The organism is Streptomyces sp. AC627_RSS907 (assembly GCF_019049165.1).
Map to the genome: position 1 here is coordinate 74,389 of NZ_JAGMUE010000098.1, position 17,677 is coordinate 92,065.

At 73.7% G+C, this 17,677-nt stretch carries 19 protein-coding genes; 5 read left to right on the top strand and 14 right to left on the bottom strand.

What is annotated here, in order from left to right:
• Window positions 1-39: 39 nt before the first annotated feature.
• From KUM32_RS21915 to KUM32_RS21925, 3 genes are all read right to left on the bottom strand, one after another.
• Entirely contained in the window at window positions 40-1,194 is a 1,155-nt protein-coding gene (locus KUM32_RS21915) for an ROK family transcriptional regulator (RefSeq protein ID WP_217143628.1), read from the bottom strand.
• Window positions 1,195-1,295: 101 nt separating this feature from the next.
• The gene (locus KUM32_RS21920) at window positions 1,296-1,958 is read right to left on the bottom strand and encodes a response regulator transcription factor (protein WP_217143629.1); all 663 of its coding nucleotides are present in this window, start codon (window positions 1,956-1,958) and stop codon (window positions 1,296-1,298) included.
• 14 nt (window positions 1,959-1,972) lie between these two features.
• Window positions 1,973-3,130, bottom strand: a complete 1,158-nt coding sequence (locus tag KUM32_RS21925; protein WP_217143630.1) for a sensor histidine kinase — start codon at window positions 3,128-3,130, stop codon at window positions 1,973-1,975.
• 108 nt (window positions 3,131-3,238) lie between these two features.
• On the opposite strand from KUM32_RS21925, the gene KUM32_RS21930 reads away from it, so the two are divergent.
• From KUM32_RS21930 to KUM32_RS21940, 3 genes are all read left to right on the top strand, one after another.
• Window positions 3,239-4,159, top strand: coding sequence for an ABC transporter ATP-binding protein (locus KUM32_RS21930; RefSeq protein ID WP_217143631.1), 921 nt, complete (start codon window positions 3,239-3,241; stop codon window positions 4,157-4,159).
• Between the two features lie 2 nt (window positions 4,160-4,161).
• Window positions 4,162-4,887 carry an ABC transporter permease gene (locus KUM32_RS21935; protein ID WP_217143632.1) on the top strand — a complete coding sequence of 242 codons (726 nt, stop codon included), beginning with the start codon at window positions 4,162-4,164 and terminating at the stop codon, window positions 4,885-4,887.
• Window positions 4,888-4,978: 91 nt separating this feature from the next.
• Window positions 4,979-5,419, top strand: a complete 441-nt coding sequence (locus KUM32_RS21940; protein WP_217143633.1) for a hypothetical protein — start codon at window positions 4,979-4,981, stop codon at window positions 5,417-5,419.
• Between the two features lie 7 nt (window positions 5,420-5,426).
• Here the strand turns inward: KUM32_RS21940 and mug are convergent, their stop codons facing one another.
• From mug to KUM32_RS21975, 7 genes are all read right to left on the bottom strand, one after another.
• Window positions 5,427-5,972, bottom strand: coding sequence for a G/U mismatch-specific DNA glycosylase (gene mug, locus KUM32_RS21945; RefSeq protein WP_217143711.1), 546 nt, complete (start codon window positions 5,970-5,972; stop codon window positions 5,427-5,429).
• Window positions 5,969-7,411 (bottom strand): adenylosuccinate lyase, encoded by a 1,443-nt coding sequence (purB, locus tag KUM32_RS21950; protein ID WP_217143634.1) that lies wholly within the window; start codon window positions 7,409-7,411, stop codon window positions 5,969-5,971. Before purB ends, mug begins: the two co-directional genes overlap by 4 nt.
• 85 nt (window positions 7,412-7,496) lie before the next feature.
• Window positions 7,497-8,279: an SGNH/GDSL hydrolase family protein gene (locus tag KUM32_RS21955; RefSeq protein ID WP_217143635.1), complete on the bottom strand. Its 783-nt coding sequence runs from the start codon at window positions 8,277-8,279 to the stop codon at window positions 7,497-7,499.
• 262 nt (window positions 8,280-8,541) lie between these two features.
• Complete coding sequence (locus tag KUM32_RS21960; RefSeq protein ID WP_217143636.1) at window positions 8,542-9,573, bottom strand: hemolysin family protein; 1,032 nt, start codon at window positions 9,571-9,573, stop codon at window positions 8,542-8,544.
• Window positions 9,570-10,952, bottom strand: coding sequence for a hemolysin family protein (locus KUM32_RS21965; RefSeq protein ID WP_217143637.1), 1,383 nt, complete (start codon window positions 10,950-10,952; stop codon window positions 9,570-9,572). The genes KUM32_RS21960 and KUM32_RS21965 overlap by 4 nt, the downstream gene beginning before the upstream one ends.
• A gap of 122 nt (window positions 10,953-11,074) precedes the next feature.
• Window positions 11,075-11,500, bottom strand: a complete 426-nt coding sequence (locus tag KUM32_RS21970) for a GNAT family N-acetyltransferase (RefSeq protein WP_217143638.1) — start codon at window positions 11,498-11,500, stop codon at window positions 11,075-11,077.
• Window positions 11,501-11,556: 56 nt separating this feature from the next.
• Window positions 11,557-12,447, bottom strand: a complete 891-nt coding sequence (locus KUM32_RS21975) for an LLM class F420-dependent oxidoreductase (RefSeq protein WP_217143639.1) — start codon at window positions 12,445-12,447, stop codon at window positions 11,557-11,559.
• Between the two features lie 123 nt (window positions 12,448-12,570).
• Here KUM32_RS21975 and KUM32_RS21980 point away from each other — a divergent pair, with 123 nt between their 5' ends.
• Window positions 12,571-12,798 (top strand): toxin-antitoxin system HicB family antitoxin, encoded by a 228-nt coding sequence (locus KUM32_RS21980; RefSeq protein ID WP_217143640.1) that lies wholly within the window; start codon window positions 12,571-12,573, stop codon window positions 12,796-12,798.
• Between the two features lie 18 nt (window positions 12,799-12,816).
• Window positions 12,817-13,191 carry a fic family toxin-antitoxin system, toxin component gene (locus tag KUM32_RS21985; RefSeq protein ID WP_217143641.1) on the top strand — a complete coding sequence of 125 codons (375 nt, stop codon included), beginning with the start codon at window positions 12,817-12,819 and terminating at the stop codon, window positions 13,189-13,191.
• 53 nt (window positions 13,192-13,244) lie between these two features.
• Here the strand turns inward: KUM32_RS21985 and KUM32_RS21990 are convergent, their stop codons facing one another.
• The 4 genes from KUM32_RS21990 to bioB form a co-directional block, all read right to left on the bottom strand.
• A complete protein-coding gene (locus KUM32_RS21990; protein WP_217143642.1) occupies window positions 13,245-13,934 on the bottom strand; it encodes a class I SAM-dependent methyltransferase in 690 nt (229 codons plus the stop codon).
• Window positions 13,935-14,384: 450 nt separating this feature from the next.
• A complete protein-coding gene (bioD, locus tag KUM32_RS21995; RefSeq protein WP_217143643.1) occupies window positions 14,385-15,101 on the bottom strand; it encodes a dethiobiotin synthase in 717 nt (238 codons plus the stop codon).
• Window position 15,102: 1 nt separating this feature from the next.
• Entirely contained in the window at window positions 15,103-16,389 is a 1,287-nt protein-coding gene (locus KUM32_RS22000; RefSeq protein ID WP_217143644.1) for an adenosylmethionine--8-amino-7-oxononanoate transaminase, read from the bottom strand.
• The gene (bioB, locus tag KUM32_RS22005) at window positions 16,382-17,590 is read right to left on the bottom strand and encodes a biotin synthase BioB (RefSeq protein WP_217143645.1); all 1,209 of its coding nucleotides are present in this window, start codon (window positions 17,588-17,590) and stop codon (window positions 16,382-16,384) included. Before bioB ends, KUM32_RS22000 begins: the two co-directional genes overlap by 8 nt.
• Between the last annotated feature and the right edge of the window lie 87 nt (window positions 17,591-17,677).

Below are 17,677 nucleotides of genomic sequence, written 5' to 3' on the forward strand. Positions count from 1 at the left end.
TCGGTCTGCGCATCGCCCGGCCGGTCTTCGGCGTCCGTGTCAGCGGCGGGCCGTCGTGCCCTCCACCGCGAACAACTGCTCCTCCACGTGGTCGAGGGCGAGCCGCAGCGAGCCCGTCGCGACGGCGGCCTCGCCCAGGAGAGACAGGGTCACCTTCGGCGGCCGCAGACAGTAACGGGCCAGCTCCCGACGCAACGGCTCCAGTACGCCGTCCAGCCCGGCCGCCCAGCCACCGACGACGACCAGCTCCGGGTCCAGGGCCAGCACCAGTGCCGCCACGTCGTGCACCAGCCGCTGGATGAAGCGCTCGACGGCCGCGCGAGCCCGCCGGTCGCCCTCGCGGGCCTCGGCGAAGACCCTGGCCACCGCCTGCTCGTCCAGCGGGTGCAGGGGCTGGTCCGTGGTGGACAGCAGCGTCTCCGGAGTCACGTCCCGGCCCAGCAGGTGCAGCGCGCCGATCTCCCCGGCCGCGCCGCCGTACCCGCGGTGCAGCCGTCCGCCGATCAGCGCCCCGGCCCCCGGACTCAGCCCGGCCAGCACGAACACGACGTCGTCGGACTCGGTGGCGGCACCCTTCCAGTGCTCGGCGACCGCCGCCGCGTTCGCGTCGTTCTCGACCAGCACCGGGCACTTGAAGGAACGCCTCAGCCGCTCGCCCAGGCGCAGCCCCGTCCACTGCGGCAGCGCGGTGCTCAGCCGGACCGTGCCGTCCGCCTCGACGATCCCGGGCGTGGCGGCCCCCACGGCCCGCAGCGAGCCACGCGCCACGCCGGCCCGGCGCAGCAGTTCGGCGACCGCGGTACGCAGCCGCTCCAGACGCTCGTCGGCAGGGGCGGACTCGTCGACGTCCTTGGCCTGGGCGCCGATCACCCGGCCGTCCAGGTCGGACAGGAGCGCGGCCACGCGGTGCGGCCCGATCTCCAGGCCCAGCAGGTGCCCGGCCTCCGCCCGGAAACGGAACCGCCGCGCGGGCCGCCCCTGACGCCGGGCCACGCCCTCGTCGGCGGCCGTCCCGACGACCAGACCGGCCTCGATCAGCCCCTCGACGACCCCCTCGACGGTCGGCCGGGAGAGCCCCGTCACCCGGGTGATCTCGGTCAGCGTCGCGCAGTCCGTGGCACGCAACGCGTGCAGCACCACCGCGGAGTTGATCCTCCGCAGCAGCGACGGATCCCCGCCGGTCAGTCCTCCCACACGTCCGTCCTCCCAGCTCGTGCGCGTGCTGGCCGGATCGTACTCGGCGCGCTCCGCCCCGGCGAGAGCCGGTCCGTCCGATCACGGACCGTGGGCGTGCCTCACCCGGGCGCCACGAAGCCCGACTCGTACGCCGTGATCACCGCCTGGGTGCGGTCCCGAGCCCCCAGCTTCGCCAGTACCGCGCTCACGTGCGACTTCACCGTCTCCGTGCCGACCACCAGCCGGGCGGCGATCTCCGCGTTGGACAACCCGCGCGCCATCAGCCGCAGGACCTCGCCCTCCCGCTCGGTCAGCCGGGCGCGCGCCAACTCGGCGCGAGCCGCGCGGTTCCCGCCACCGGCGCCGAACTCGGCGGCCAACTGCCGCACCGAGGCGGGGAACAGCAGGGACTCCCCCTCGGCGATCAGCCGTACCGCGTGCACGATCTCGGCCGGCCGGGCCCGCTTCAGCAGGAACCCGTCGGCGCCCGCGCGCAGCGCCTCGTACACGTACTCGTCGTTCTCGAAGGTCGTCACCACGAGGATCTTCGGCGGGTCGGCCACCGTCCGCAGCAGCGCGCGGGTGGCCTCGATGCCGTCCAGCAGCGGCATGCGGACGTCCATGGCGACCACGTCCGGCCGTACCTGACGCACCAGCGGAATGACCGCCGCCCCGTCGGCCGCCTCCCCGACCACCTCGATGTCCGGCTGCGCCTCCAGCACGGCCCGCAGACCGGCGCGTACGAGGGGTTCGTCGTCGACGAGGAGCACTCTGACCGGCATCCGCCCAGCGTAGATCAGCCGAGCGGCAGCTCGACGCGCACCAGCCAGTCACCCGCGCCGTCGGGCCCCGTGTGCGCGCGTCCGCCCAGCAGCGCGGCCCGTTCGCGTATGCCGCGCAGCCCGCTGCCGCGTCCGGCCCCGGCTCTCCCGTCCGGGAGCGGATTGCGCACCGCCAGGCTGAGAGCACCGTCGACCACCTCGACGCGTACCCGCGTCGGCACCGTGCCGGCGTGCCGCAGCACGTTGGTCAGCGCCTCCTGGAGGATGCGGTAGCCCTCCCGGGAGACCGGGCCCGGCACGGTCTCCAGTGGTCCCGTGACCTCGGCGTCGACCGTGGCCCCCGAGGCGCGGGCGGACTCCAGCAGACGGTCGGCGTCCGTGAGCGTCGGTCTGGCGCTCACGGGCCGCTCCGCCTCCCGCAGCACGCCGAGCACCCGCTCCAGATCCTCCAGGGCGGCCCTGCCGGTCTCCTCGATCACGGTCAGGGCCCGTTCGGTGAAGTCGGGGCTGTCGGCCGCGCGGGCGGCCCCCGCCTGCACGACGGCGACGGTCAGCGCGTGCCCGATGGAGTCGTGCAACTCGCGGGCGATGCGGGTGCGCTCCAGGAGCTGCTCGGTGCGCTCCTCCAGGGCCGCGACACGCTCGGCGGTGGACGGGCCGAGGAGCGCGCGGGCTCCCGCCGCCGCGAGGACGCCGAGGACCACCACGGCGCCGTACAGCGCGAGGAGGGGAAGCAGCGCGAGAAGCGCGTACCCCCAGTGCGGCTCGGCGTCCCGGAGTACCGGTATGCCGCCGGTCCGCTGCCCCAGGGCGAGCCGGACCAGCTCGACGGTGAGAACCGGCAACCAGACGCAGGCGACTGTGGTCAAGCCGCCCAGCACCATGCGCAACTCCAGCCACGCCACCGTGCGCAGCCGGTCGCGCCAGGTCGCCGAGGGCGCGACCGAGAAGGCGGAGTCCTCGTGGCCGGGGGAGAGGAGCAGCCGAGCCTGCACGCCCTCGCCGGTCCGCACCGCCGGGACGAAACCGATGGGGATCAGCACGGCCGCGGGCACCCACAGGCTTCCGTCGTCGATGAGCGCCCACACGCTCACCACGAGCATGGGCACCCACAGGTGCAGCAGCCGTGTGTAGGTCGTTCCCCGGAACAGCGGGCGCAGCAGGCGGGCCATTGCGCCATGGTGCCAGCCGCCACTGACAGCGGACCTCCCCCGCACGGGGGAGGCGGTCTCCACCGGCGGGGGAGGCCCTTGCCCCGTACGAACCGGCACGCTGCTGCCATGACCAGCATCGACGTCCAGCACCTCACCAAGGAGTACGGCACCCGACGAGCCGTCGACGACCTCACCTTCACCGTCCTTCCCGGCCGCGTCACCGGCTTCCTCGGCCCCAACGGCGCCGGGAAGTCCACCACCATGCGGCTCGTCCTCGGCCTCGACCGGCCGACCTCGGGGACCGCGACGGTCGGCGGCCGCCCCTACACCGCCCTCCACGAGCCGTTGCGGCACGTCGGTGCCCTGCTCGACGCGCAGGCGGCCCACGGCTCGCGCACCGCGCGGAACCACCTGCGCGTCCTGGCGGCGAGCAACCGCATCCCGGCACGCCGGGTCGACGAGGTGATGGAGGAGACGGGCATCGCGCCGGTCGCCCGCCGCCGGGTGAGGACGTACTCCCTGGGCATGCGTCAACGCCTCGGCATCGCCGCCGCCCTGCTGGGCGATCCCGAAGTGGTGATGCTGGACGAGCCCTCCAACGGACTGGACCCCGAGGGCATCATCTGGATCCGCGAACTGCTGCGCCGGCTCGCGGCCGAGGGACGCACGGTGCTGATCTCCAGTCACCTGATGAACGAGACCGCGTCCTTCGCCGACCACCTGGTCGTCCTCGGCCGGGGCCGCCTGCTCGCCGACACCCCGATGCGGGAGTTCATCGACGCCCGCGTGCAGCCGCGGGTCCGCATCCGTACCCCGGACGCCGCCGCCCTGAGGACGGTCCTCGCCCGGCACGGCCACGAAGCCGTGGAACACGACGACGGGTACTGGACCGTGCACCACGCGCGCGTGGACGACATCGGCCGCGTCGTGTCCGGCGCGGGCGTACCCATCCTCGAACTCTCCGCGGACGAAGGCACCTTGGAACAGGCCTACCTCGACCTGACGGCCGCCGAGACCGAGTTCGCCGCACAGCGCCAGGAGGCCTGACCATGCAGTTCACACCCGTGCTCCGCGCGGAGGCGCTCAAGGTGCGCACCCTGCGCTCGCTGAGCGGCACCCTGCTGGCCGTGTTCGCCGTCACCACGGCGTTCTCGGTGCTGGCCGGTGCCTCCGACACCTCCGAACCGGACTTCGACCCGCTGTTCACGGCCCTGTCCGGCGTCTGGCCCGGCCAGATCGCCGCGATCGCCTTCGGGGCCCTGGTCGTGTCGTCCGAGTACCACGGCAACGGGATCCGGCTCTCCCTGGCCGCCGTTCCGCAGCGCGGCCGGTGGTTCGCGGCGAAGCTGACGGTCGTCGCCCTGCCGACCCTCGTGGTGGGACTGGTCACCGCGCTCACCGCCCTGGTCGCGGCGCGCGCGGTCCTCGGCCCGGCGGCCGACGGGCTCACCACCGGCGAGCAGGTCCGCGGCGTCGTGGGCTGCGGGATCTACTTCGCGCTGATCGCCCTGTTCGCGGCAGGCCTCACCGCCCTGTTCCGCAGCGGCGTGGCCACGCTGTCCACCCTGATCCCGTTCATCCTCATCATCTCCTTCGTGGTCGGGGACACGGCGGGCGGAGCCACCGCATACCTGCCGGACAAGGCCGGGCAGATCGCCCTGTACCAGACGTACGACGGGACCCTGGAACCCTGGACGGGGCTCGCGGTGACGGCGCTGTGGGCGGCGGCCGCGCTCCTGGCGGGAGCCTGGCGCCTGATCCGCCGGGACGCCTGACCCGCCGGGACGCCTGATCCGCCGGGACGGCTGCCCCGTTGAGCGGCTGACACCCCGCCAATTGTCAGTGGTGGCCGGTTTACTGGACGGCATGAACAGCGTGCGGCACATCGCCCTCGTCGACGAGCTGTGCTCCCGGCCCTTCCCGCCGGAGCACGGTCCGTCGGCCGGTGGCACAGGGGGACCGGGCCACTTCGTGGCGGTGCTGGCGAGCAGCCACGGTCTGCGCGCCGGCGATCCGGCGGAGCGGGCGGTGACGGTGGGGCAGTACGAGACGTGCCGGGACGCCCTCTACGAGCGCCTCGCCCCGCGCTGGGGGGAGACCGACCCCTGGAACCTGCAGACGGTCCTGCTGCGGACCGAGGAGGAGGACATACCCGAGCCGTGGGCCGGACTCTGCGCCCGTGCCCGCGTGGCGTACCTCTGGGAGGCGGAGGGCACCGGCCGCTGGGTCGCGGTGGCCGTCGCCGACCGGGACGAGTCGGACGAGGTGCAGCTGCTGGCCGTGGTCACGGAGACCGCCCCGCCCTGACCGCCGGTCATGCCTGAGCCGCGACCCGCAGCCGCGCGAACTCCTCCGCCATCGTCCGCGTCGTCCAGTGCGCGTTGAGCCCGCTGGGGTTGGGCAGGACCCACACGCGGGTGTCGCCGATCGTCCGCTCCTGCGGTCCCACCCGGGCGTGGCGGTCGTCGAACGCCGACCGGTAGGCGGTGACGCCGACCACGGCCAGCCAACGGGGCCGCAGTCGCGCCACCTTCAGCGCCAGCAGCCGTCCGCCCTCGCGGTACTCCTCGGCGCTCAGCTCGTCCGCCCGCGCGCTGGCACGCGCGACGACGTTCGTGATGCCGAGCCCGTACGACGGCAACTCGTCCTGCTCCGACGGTTTCAGCAGCCGCGGTGTGAATCCGGACAGGTGCAGCACGGGCCAGAAGCGGTTGCCGGGACGGGCGAAGTGGTACCCCGTCGCCGCCGACATCAGACCGGGGTTGATGCCGCAGAACAGGACGCGCAGACCGTCCGCGACGACGTCCGGTACGAGACGGTCGCGGGCGGCCTCCAGCTCGGCCCGGGTGAAGCGCGTCAGAGGATCGCTCCGGGGGTGTAGCCCGCGGCCTCCGGGTGCTGCTTGACGATCTCCTCGATCCGGCCGACGACGGCACCGACCTGGTCGGCCGCGGCGCCGGTGAAGGACAGCTTGTCGGCCATCAGCGCGTCCAGCCCGGCGCGGTCGAGCGGGATGCGTTCGTCGGCGGCGAGCTTGTCGAGGAGCTCGTTGCGCTCGGCGCCCTGCTCGCGCATCGCCAGTGCGGAGGCGACGGCGTTCTCCTTGATCGCCTCGTGCGCGACCTCACGGCCGACACCGGCCCGCACAGCGGCCATCAGCACCTTGGTGGTGGCGAGGAACGGCAGGTAGCGGTCCAGCTCCCGGGCCACGACCGCCGGGAACGCGCCGAACTCGTCGAGGACCGTCAGGAAGGTCTCCAGCAGTCCGTCCAGCGCGAAGAACGCGTCCGGCAGCGCGACCCGGCGCACCACCGAGCAGGACACGTCGCCCTCGTTCCACTGGTCGCCCGCCAGCTCGCCGGTCATCGAGGCGTAGCCGCGCAGGATCACCATCAGGCCGTTGACGCGCTCGCAGGAGCGGGTGTTCATCTTGTGCGGCATCGCGGACGAGCCGACCTGGCCGGGCTTGAAGCCCTCGGTGACCAGCTCGTGCCCGGCCATCAGCCGGATGGTCTTCGCCAGCGACGACGGCGCCGCCGCGAGCTGCACCAGCGCGGTGACCACCTCGTAGTCCAGCGAGCGCGGGTAGACCTGGCCGACCGAGGTGAACGCCTGGGAGAAGCCCAGGTGCCCGGCGATCCGCCGCTCCAGCTCCGCGAGCTTGCCCGCGTCCCCGCCGAGCAGGTCCAGCATGTCCTGGGCGGTACCGACCGGGCCCTTGATGCCGCGCAGCGGGTAGCGGCCGAGCAGCTCCTCCACCCGGCCGTACGCGACGAGCAGCTCGTCGGCGGTGGTGGCGAACCGCTTGCCCAGCGTCGTGGCCTGCGCGGCCACGTTGTGCGAACGGCCGGCCATGACCAGCTCGCCGTACTCGCCGGCCAGCTTGCCCAGGCGGGCCAGGACCGCCACCGCACGGTCGCGGATCAGCTCCAGCGAGAGCCGGATCTGCAGCTGCTCGACGTTCTCCGTCAGGTCGCGGGAGGTCATGCCCTTGTGCACGTGCTCGTGTCCGGCGAGGTCGTTGAACTCCTCGATCCGCGCCTTCACGTCGTGCCGCGTGACCTTCTCGCGCTCGGCGATCGAGGCCAGGTCGACCTGGTCGAGCACGCGCTCGTAGTCGGCGAGGGCGGCGTCGGGCACCTCGATGCCGAGGTCCTTCTGGGCTCGCAGCACGGCGAGCCAGAGCTGCCGCTCCAGCTTCACCTTCTGCTCGGGCGACCAGAGCGTGGCGAGCTCGGCGGAGGCGTAGCGTCCGGCGAGGACGTTCGGGATGCGGGGCTTGGCGGGCGCAGAAGTCACGTGAACAGAGTCTACTGGCGATTCCTGCAGGCCAGCGCCATCGGGCCCTTCGTCGGAACCTACGAAGGGCCCGTGCGCCGGGGGATCACGGCGTCAGGTCCTCGTACGGCAGCAGCAGCGGTCGCTTGGGCGGCCGGCCGTCCCCGGACGACCGGCCGGTCAGCCTGCGGCCTATCCAGGGCAGCAGGTGCTGCCGGGCGAACCGCGCGTCCGCGGTGCGGCGCGTGATCCATCCCGGCGGCGGCGTCGCCGGGATCGGCGCGTGCCAGTGCGGGTCCTCGGGCTCGTGGCCGAGCGCCTGCCACACGGCCTCGGCGACCCGGCGGTGCCCCTCGGTGGTCAGGTGCAGCCGGTCCACGTCCCACAGGCGCGGGTCGGACAGGGAGTCCGCTCCGTACAGGTCGACGACCACGGCGCCGTGCCGCGCGGAGAGGTCGTCGATGACGGCGAACAGTGCCTCCATGCGGGGCCGGAACCGCTCCAGCACCGGCCCCTGACGGCCCGGGCTGCGCATCAGCACCAGCTGCTTGCAGTTCGGGGCCAGCCGCTCCACGGCCTGGGTCAGCAGATCCCGGACCCGGGCCATGTCGCACTTGGGGCGCAGCGTGTCGTTGAGCCCGCCGACCAGCGTGACCACATCGGCCCCCATGGCCGCCGCCACCTCCACCTGCTCGTCGACGATCTGCCCGATCAGCTTCCCGCGCACCGCGAGGTTCGCGTAGCGGAATCCGGGGGAGCGGGCGGCCATCCGCGCGGCGAGGAGGTCGGCCCAGCCCCGGTAGGAGCCGTCGGGCAGCAGGTCCGACATGCCCTCGGTGAAGGAGTCGCCGACGGCGACGAGACTGGTGTGGGTGGGGTTCGTCTGCATGGCGACAGGAATGGTAGCCCGTGCACATACCCGCCGGTCGGTCACCCTCCGAACCGACCGCGTACCGCCGCCCCCACCTCGTCGCGTATGCCGAACCCGTGGTGCCGCCTCCGGCCCTGAGCCGTCCCGCGCCGGTCCGCCGGCCCTTCGCTTCCCGCCACGTCCATAGCGCCGCCCCGCCGAGCCCATCGCTTCCCGCCGCCTCCACAGCGCCGCCCCGCCCGCCCCGTCGCGGCCTCCGTCGGACTTCCGTGCCGCCGGTTCACGTCCGCTGTCCGAACAGCTCCCGCAGCACGTCCTCCATGGTCACCAGCCCCGCCAGCCGTCCGTCGGAGCCCAGCACGGCCGCCACGTGCGTACGGCTGCCCCGCATGGCCGTCAGCACGTCGTCCAGCGGGGTGCTCTCCCGGACCCGCGCGATGGGCCGCATGTCCCGCAGCCGGAACGGCACGTCGCGAGGTGAGGCGTCCAGGGCGTCCTTCACGTGCAGGTAGCCGACGATCCGGCGCGCGTCGTCCACCACCGGGAAGCGGGAGAACCCGGATTCCGTCGACAGCCGCTCCAGCTGCTCCGGCGTGACGCCCACGCGCGCGTGGACCACGCGTTCCAGGGGCAGCACCACGTCCCGCACCGGGCGCCGGCCCAGCTCCAGGGCGTCGCGCAGCCGCTCCCGGGCGCGGTCGTCGATCAGGCCGGCCTCACCGGCGTCCTTGACGATCTCGGCCAGTTCCGTGTCCGTGAAGGTCGCCGACACCTCGTCCTTCGTCTCGACCCGGAGCAGCTTCAGCAGCGTGTTCGCGAGGGCGTTGACCGTGAAGATGACCGGGCGCAACGCCCGGGCCAGGGCCACCAGCGGTGGTCCGAGCAGCAGTGCGCTGCGCACCGGCTCGGCCAGCGCGATGTTCTTCGGCACCATCTCGCCGAGCAGCATGTGCAGATACGTCGCCAGTGTCAGCGCGATCACGAAGGACACCGCGTGCCCCGCGCCGGACGGCACGCCCACCGCGTGGAACACCGGCTCCAGCAGGTGCGCGATCGCCGGTTCCGCGACCACGCCGAGGACGAGCGTGCACAGCGTGATGCCGAGCTGGGCCGCCGCCATCAGGGCCGACACGTGTTCCAGGCCCCACAGCACGCTCTTCGCGCGCCGGTCGCCCTCCGGACCCACCGCCCCGGGTTCGACGTACTGCTCCACCTGACTGCGGCGCACGGAGATCAGCGCGAACTCGGCGCCCACGAAGAACGCGTTGACGACGAGCGTCGCCAGACCGATCAGCAGCTGTACGGCGGTCACCGCCCGGCCTCCCCCGTGTCGTCGCCGGAACCCGTGTCGCCGCCGGGCATCGGTCCGTGGCCGGCACGGGCGTCGTCGAGCGGCGCGTGCAGCAGCACCCGGGCCGCCCGGTGCCCCGTGGCGTCCACGACCTCCAGCCGCCAGCCGGCGACCTCGACGCTGTCGCCGACGGCGGGGATGCGCCCCAGCCCCGCCGCGACGAGCCCGGCGAGCGTCTCGTACGGCCCTTCCGGCGCCCGCAGCCCCAGGCGCGCGAGCCGGTCCACCCGGGTGGCGCCGTCGGCCCGGTACAGGGCGTGGCCCTGCCCGTCGGTGCCGGCCGGGTCCACTTCGGGCGTCTCGTGCGGATCGTGTTCGTCGCGCACCTCGCCCACGACCTCCTCGACGATGTCCTCCAGCGTGGCCACGCCCGCCGTCCCGCCGTACTCGTCGATCACGACGGCCATGGTGCGGGGCCCGGAGAGCCGGTCCAGGAGCCGGTCGACGGTCAGCGTCTCCGGGACGAGCAGCGGCTCGCGCATCAGCTCGGCGACCGGCATCTGCGGCCGTCGTTCGGCGGGTACCGCCAGTACGTCCTTGATGTGCGCGGTCCCCACCACGGCGTCGAGGCTGTCCTGGTAGACGGGGAACCGCGACAGCCCGGTCGCCCGGGTCGCGTTCGCCACGTCCTCGCAGGTCGCCCGTGAGTCCAGGGCCACGACCCGGACGCGCGGGGTCATCACGTTCCCCGCCGACAGATCGGCGAGGTTCAGGGTGCGCACGAACAACTCGGCGGTGTCCGCCTCCAGGGCGCCCTCCTTGGCCGAGTGCCGGGCGAGCGCCGCCAGCTCCTGCGGTCCCCGCGCGGACGCCAGCTCCTCGGCGGGCTCCAGGCCGATGCGGCGCACGAGGCGGTTGGCCGTGTTGTTCAGGTGGGTGATGAAGGGCCGGAAGGCCGCGCTGAACCAGCGCTGCGGACCGCCCACCCGCCTGGCCACGGCCAGCGGCGAGGAGATCGCCCAGTTCTTGGGCACCAGCTCACCGACGATCATCAGGAAGACGGTCGACAGGGCCGTGCCCAGCACCAGCGCCACCGAGGAGGCCGCCGAACCCGACACCCCCATGCCCTTCAGGGGGCCCGCGATCAGCGCGGCGATCGACGGCTTCGCGAGCATGCCGACGACCAGGTTGGTGACCGTGATGCCGAGCTGCGCCCCGGAGAGCTGGAAGGTCAGGTTCCGCACGGCCTTCAGGGCGCTCGCCGCACCCCGCTCACCCCGCGCGGCGGCCCGCTCGAGCTCGCCGCGCTCGACGGTGGTCAGGGAGAACTCCGCGGCGACGAAGGCACCGCACAGAAGCGAGAGCAGGATCGCCACCAGCAGCAGGAGCACTTCGGTCATCGGGTCACCTCGGATCCATGATCGGCCAGGAACCGGAGGTTCGCGCGACGGCGTGCGCCGCGAGACGCGTCGATACGGACTCGCTCATGCGCCGGTGCCCACCGCCCTTCGGCCGCGGCCCCTCAGGTGGTGAGGGGCTTGACCCAGCGTTGCCACTGGTCCTGTGGCGCGTACCCGGCGGCCCGCCACGCATGCTGCGCCCGCTCGTTGCGTACCAGCACCATCGCGTCCCCGCGCCGCCCGCCGAGCCGGACGAACCGCTCCTCGGCGGCGCGGAGCAGCGCCGAGCCGATCCCCTGACGACGGTGGTCCGGGTGCACCGCCAGCCGGTACAGATGGCAGCGCCAGCCGTCGAAGCCCGCGATCACCGTGCCCGCCAGCTCCCCGCCGCGCTCGGCCAGCACCAGTGCCCCGGGATCACGGGCGACCAGCCGCTCCACGCCGTCCCGGTCGTCGCTGATGCTCGTCCCCTCGGCGGCCACCTTCCAGAAGGACAGCACGGCGTCGAGGTCCTCGGGCCCGGCGGCCCGTATCCGCAGATCGTTCATGCCGCGATCCCACCACGTGTGACGGGCGCCCGGCGGGAATTCCGGCATGCGGACCGTCAGGCGGTGCGCAACGCCCGCATCACCGGCGCGAAGGCCTCCATGTACGGCTCCAGCACCACCAGGTACGTGAACCCGTACCGCTCGCGATGCGCCCTGACCTGCGCGGCGATCTGCTCCAGGGTTCCGGTCAGGAAGATGGGCAGTTCCAGCACCTGCTCGGTGGTCAGGTGCGGCACGTACTCCAGGAAGGGGCGGACGGCGGCCTCGCGGTCGTCGGTGACCACGACCGTCTGGACGAGCAGGTTCAGCTCCGCGGGGTCCTCGCGGCCCGCGGCCAGCTCCCGGTACCGGGCCACGCGCTCGTCGAGCTCCTCGGCGGTGAGCGGCACCACCTGCCCCGTCGTGCTGCCCCGCACCGCACGCCCGCCCGTGAACGCGGCGATGGCGGCGTGCCGGGCCGTCAGTTCCAGCATCCGGTCGCCGTTGGCACCGATCAGCAGCGGCACCCGGGGCCGCTGCACCGGTCGCGGCCGGTGCGCTTCGTCGCTGAGCAGCCGCTCCAGTTCCTCGACGGTGCGCCGCAGATGGTCCACCCGCTCGCCCGGCGTGCCGAACGGCAGCCCGGCCGTGTCGTGCTCGGCCTGTACGTAGCCGGTGCCGAGGCCGAGCTCCAGGCGCCCGCCCGTCAGCGCGTCCGCGGTCGCGACCTCCCGGGCCAGCAGGGCCGGGTTCCAGAAGCCCGCGTTCAGGACGAACGTGCCCACCCGGGGCCGTTCGGTGGCCTGCGCGGCCGCGACCAGCGCCGGGAACGGCGCCGGCATGCCGAGATGGTCCGGGACCAGGATCACGTCGTAACCGAGCTCCTCGGCGCGCCGGCACTTCGCGGTCCACTCGTCGACCGGGGCCGAGGTCATCAGGTTGACACCGAAACGGAACGGACGTGACATCAACTCTCCTCGCGGACAGGGGACTTTTGGCCCGAGGAGTCAACCACCCGTGTGCGGCGGCCGCCAGCACGTCGCCGCTGTCCGCCCTTGCCGCTGCGGACGTCCCGGCGTTAGCTTCGAGGTATGGCGAAGACCCGGAAGGCCCAGCTGAACGTGCGGGTGGACGAGGGCACCGCCCGCGCGGCCCGGGAACGGGCCGGGTCCCGGGGGATGAGCGTCAACCGCTACATCGAGGAACTGGTCCGGCAGGACACCGGCGAGGCCGGCCACACCTTCGTGGAGGCCGCCGCCGACTTCATGCGTCAGTACGAGAAGCTGTTCGCCGAGGAGGTCGGAGAGGGCCGTCGCTGAGCCGGCGCCCGATCTCTGATGAGAGACCTCGACATCGACCTCGCCTGGCTGCTGATGCTCGCCGAACAGCGCACCCCGGGAGACCCCCAGGTCACCGACTGGGGAGCGCTCGTCGCCGCCGTCGCCCGCCACCGGGCCGAGATACTCGGCACCCCCGTCTACGACAGCCCGCACGCCCGCGCCGCCGCGCTGCTCCAGCTCCTGATCCACGTGCCGGCGCTGGAGCGTTCCAACGCGCTGTTCGCCTCCGCGGTCGCCTACGCCTACCTGGTCGCCAGCGGCGTCAAGGTCACCACCACGCCCGAGCAGGTGCGGGATCTCGCCCTGCTGGTCAAGAGCGGTGAGGCGTCGGTCGAGGACATCGCGGGCGAGCTGCGCCAGTGGAGTGTGTGACACCGCGGCCGCCCGTCCGGGACCCGGCGTGTCCGGACCCGTCGAGCCGTGGCTCATCCCTCGGTCCCGGACCCCCGCCACGCCGTGCCGAGCACGCAGTACGACATCGGCAGCACCGGCCCGTGCTCCGGCATCATCACCTGCCGGTAGGGGCCCAGCACGAACCCGGCCTCCCGGAGCGCGGCGACCGGCTCCCGGGACAGACGGCAGCCGCCGCTCACCAGCGGCCACAGCGTCCGGTCCAGCGCGCTCTGGGTGAGGGTCATCATGCGGCCACCGCCCCGGCCGTGCTCGAAGAAGCGCACCTCGCCGCCGGGCCGCAGCACCCGCCGCAGCTCCCCGAGCGCCCGCGGCACGTCGCGGACGCTGCACAGCACGAGCGAGACCACGGCCGCGTCGAAGGCCTCGCTCTTGACGGGCAGCGCCTCCGCGACACCCGGCGCCACGTCGACCGGCACCTGAGCGCGCAGGGCCGCCTCGACGGCCAACTGCCGCAGTCGGCGTTCCGGTTCGACGGCGACGACCTCCGAGACGGTGCCGGGGTAGTGGGCGAAGTTCAGTCCGTTGCCGGCGCCGATCTCGATCACTCGTCCGGACAGCCCGGCGAGGAGCCGCTCACGCACGCGCCCCATGCCCATCCGGGTCTCGGCGCTCACGCTGGTACGGGCGTAGTAGAAGGCGAAGAACGGATGGTGCACGGCGTCCCGCGGCACCCCGCGGGAACGGGCGGCTCGCAACGCCATGGGACCTCCTTGACGAGGTGGTGCCTTACCGCGATTGTCCCCCGCGGGACCACCGGGCACGCTCCGGCCGCCGCGGCTCCGGCTTCCCGCCGGGTCGGCGGCGCGCCGTGCCGCGCAGGCAGGGAGTCGGTGGCGCGCCGTGCCGGTCAGGGCGCCTCGCACCCTCTCCGGCGCCTCCGCCCCCTGCCCCTGCCCCGCGCCCGCCCCGCCGCCCGCACGGACGGTCCCCGGTCACGCCCGGCGCCGAGCGAGGACGCCGTTCCGGCTCCTCGCCGGGACCGGTGGTGCGCGGTGCGGGCAGGCCGCCGCGCGCACGCGCGGGTCGTCGGCCGCCCGCCCCGGTCGGCGGCACCCGGTCACGCCCGGACGGCCCCGCAAGGCCGGGGCCGTCTACGGAGCGTGCACCGGGTGCATCGCCCGTTCGGTGGTGCGCCGTGCCGTTGTCGCCGGTCAGGGCGCCTCGCGCACCCGGAACGCGTCCGCGTCCCAGGTGCCGCCCAGCCGGGGCGCCAGCCAGTGCGGCGCCGTCGACCGGAAGGCGGCCGGAGCGAGGGACCCCGCCCCCGCGGGCAGGGCGCCGAGCAGCGGAGCCCCGGCCACGTCGGGGAGGTCCTCGAGGTTGCAGCGCGAGGCGAGGTCCGGGCCGGCGGGCCAGCTGCCGATCACCACGCCCGGCAGCTCCAGTCCCCGGGAGCGCAGTTCCCGCGCCGTCAGCTCCGTCGTGTTCAGCGTGCCCAGCCCCGCCGACGCCACCAGCAGCACCGGCGCGCCCAGGAGCCCGGCGACGTCCGCCAGTGTCCCGCCGGCCGCGTCGAAGCGTACGAGCAGCCCGCCCGCGCCCTCGACCAGCACCAGTTCGTGCTCGGTGGCCAGCTTGTCCGCGGTCTCCGCCACCTCCTCCGGATGCACCGGCGCCCGGCCGGCCCGACGCGCCGCCGTACCCGGTGCCAACGGGTCCGGGTAGCGGGCCACCTCGGCCGCCGTCACGGCGCCCGCGAGGCGCGCGGCCTCCTGGGCGTCCCCGGGCTCGTCCGGCCCCACGCCCGTCTGCGCGGCCTTCAGTACGGCCACCGACCGGCCGGCCGCCAGCGCCGTCGCGGCGACCGCGGCGGTCACCACCGTCTTGCCGATCTCCGTGCCCGTGCCCGTGATCACCAGTACCGGCATGTCATCCCTCCCGTGCGGCCGCGCAGACCGCGCGGGTGATCCGCGCGACGTCCGCGTCTCCCGTGACGTACGGCGGCATGGTGTAGACCAGGTCGCGGAACGGTCGCAGCCACACGCCTTCGCGCACCGCCGCTTCCGTCGCCGCCCGCATGTCGACGGCGTGGTCGAGCTGCACCACGCCGATCGCGCCCAGCACCCGTACGTCGCTCACGCCCGGCAGTTCGGCGGCGGGCGCGAGCCCTTCCCGCAGGCCCGCCTCGATCCGCTTGACCTCCGCGAGCCAGTCCTGCCCGAGCAGCAGCCCGATCGAGGCGCACGCGACGGCCGCCGCCAGCGGATTGCCCATGAACGTCGGCCCGTGGGCGAGCACCGGCACCTCGCCCCGCGAGATGCCCTCGGCCACCCGTGACGTGCACAGCGTGGCCGCCATCGTCAGGTAGCCGCCGGTCAGCGCCTTGCCCACGCACATCACGTCCGGCGTCACCGCCGCGTGCTCCGCCGCGAACAGCGCGCCCGTACGCCCGAAGCCGGTCGCGATCTCGTCGAACACCAGCAGGACGTCGTGCGCGTCGCACGCCTGACGCAGCACCCGCAGATACGCGGGGGAGTGGAACCGCATCCCACCCGCGCCCTGTACCACCGGCTCGACGATCACCGCGGCCAGTTCGTCGGCGTGCCGTTCGACCATCGCGCGCAGATGATCGGCGTACGCCTCCTCGTACTCAGTCGGCGGCGCGTCGGCGAACAGCTGGCGGGGCAGCACCCCGCTCCACAGCTCGTGCATGCCGCCCTCGGGGTCGCACACCGACATGGGCTGCCAGGTGTCGCCGTGGTAGCCGCCGCGCCAGGTCAGCAGGCGCCGCTTGCCGGGCCGGCCCAGCGAGCGCCAGTACTGCAGGCACATCTTGACGGCGACCTCCACCGACACCGACCCGGAGTCGGCGAGGAAGACGTGCTCCAGGCCCTCGGGTGAGATGTCGACGAGGAGCTTCGCCAGGCGTACGGCGGGCTCGTGGGTGAGCCCGCCGAACATCACGTGGCTCATCCGCTCCAGCTGCTCGCGCGCCGCCTCGTTCAGCACCGGGTGGTTGTAGCCGTGGATCGCCGACCACCAGGACGACATCCCGTCGACGAGTTCCCCGGAGCCGTCGGCCGGTCGCAGCCGCACTCCGCTCGCCGACTCCACGACGAGCGGGTCCTGCCGGCCGGGCATCGGGCCGTACGGATGCCAGACGTGCCGCCGGTCGAGCGCCAGCAGCTCCTCCACCGTCAGCGCGGGCTCAGGCATTGGGCGCGAGGTCCGTTCCGGCGCCGCGGCGGCGCACGGCGACCAGGTCGGTACGGGGCTCGCCGGCCGCCGACGGTCCCGCGGCCGGAGCGTGCCCGCAGACCCCGCCGTCCTCGTGCGCCCCGCAGCCGCCGCCGTCCTCGTGCGACCCGCAGCCGCCGCTCCCGTGCGATCCGCACCCCCCGCCCTGGGCCGTCGCCCGGTGCTCCGGCAGGGTCACCTCGCCGGTGCCCTCCACCTCGAACCCGGCGTCCGCGATCATCTCCAGGTCGGCCCGGCCCGCCTGGCCCTCGCTGGTGAGGTAGTCGCCGAGGAAGATGGAGTTGGCCAGGTGCAGGGCGAGCGGCTGCATGGTGCGCAGGTGCACCTCGCGCCCGCCGGCGATGCGCACCTCGACGTCCGGGCAGACGAACCGCGTCATCGCCAGGATCCGCAGGCAGCGCTGCGGGGTGAGGTTCCACTCCTTGGCCAGCGGTGTGCCCTCGAACGGGATGAGGAAGTTGACCGGCACCGAGTCCGGGTCCAGTTCGCGCAGCGCGAAGACCACGTCGACCAGGTCCTCGTCGCTCTCGCCCATGCCCGCGATCAGCCCGGAGCAGGCGGACAGGCCGGCGGCGTGCGCCTTCTGCACGGTGTCCACCCGGTCGGCGTACGTGTGCGTGGTCGTGATGTCCCCGTACGTCGACTCGGAGGTGTTGAGGTTGTGGTTGTAGGCGTCGGCGCCCGCCTCGCGCAGCCGCTCCGCCTGCCCGTCGGAGAGCAGCCCCAGGCAGGCGCACACCTCCACGGACTCGTTCTGCTCCTTGATGGCCCTGATGGTCTCCGAGACCCGGTCCACGTCCCGGTCGGTCGGGCCCCGGCCACTGGCCACCAGGCACACCCGCTTGGCGCCCCCGGACACGCCCGCCGCGGCGGCCTCGGAGGCCTGGTCGGGTTTGAGCCACGTGTACTTGAGGATCTCGGCCTTGGATCCGAGCCGCTGCGAGCAGTAGGAGCAGTCCTCGGGACACAGTCCCGACTTCAGGTTGACGAGATAGTTGAGCTTCACTCGTCGGCCGAACCAGTGGCGGCGCACCTTGCCCGCCGCGGCCACTACATCGAGCACGTCGTCGTCGGAAGTGGCGAGGACGGCAAGCGCCTCCTCGCGGGTCGGCGACTCGCGCCGAATCCCCTTGTCCACCAGCGTGTTCAGCAGGTCCATGAGAGCCGATCCTGTCCTAAGGGGCCGCCCGGGGCCAAGGAGACTTCGCACGACCCTGGCAGATCACCGTGTGGGCATGGCCACACC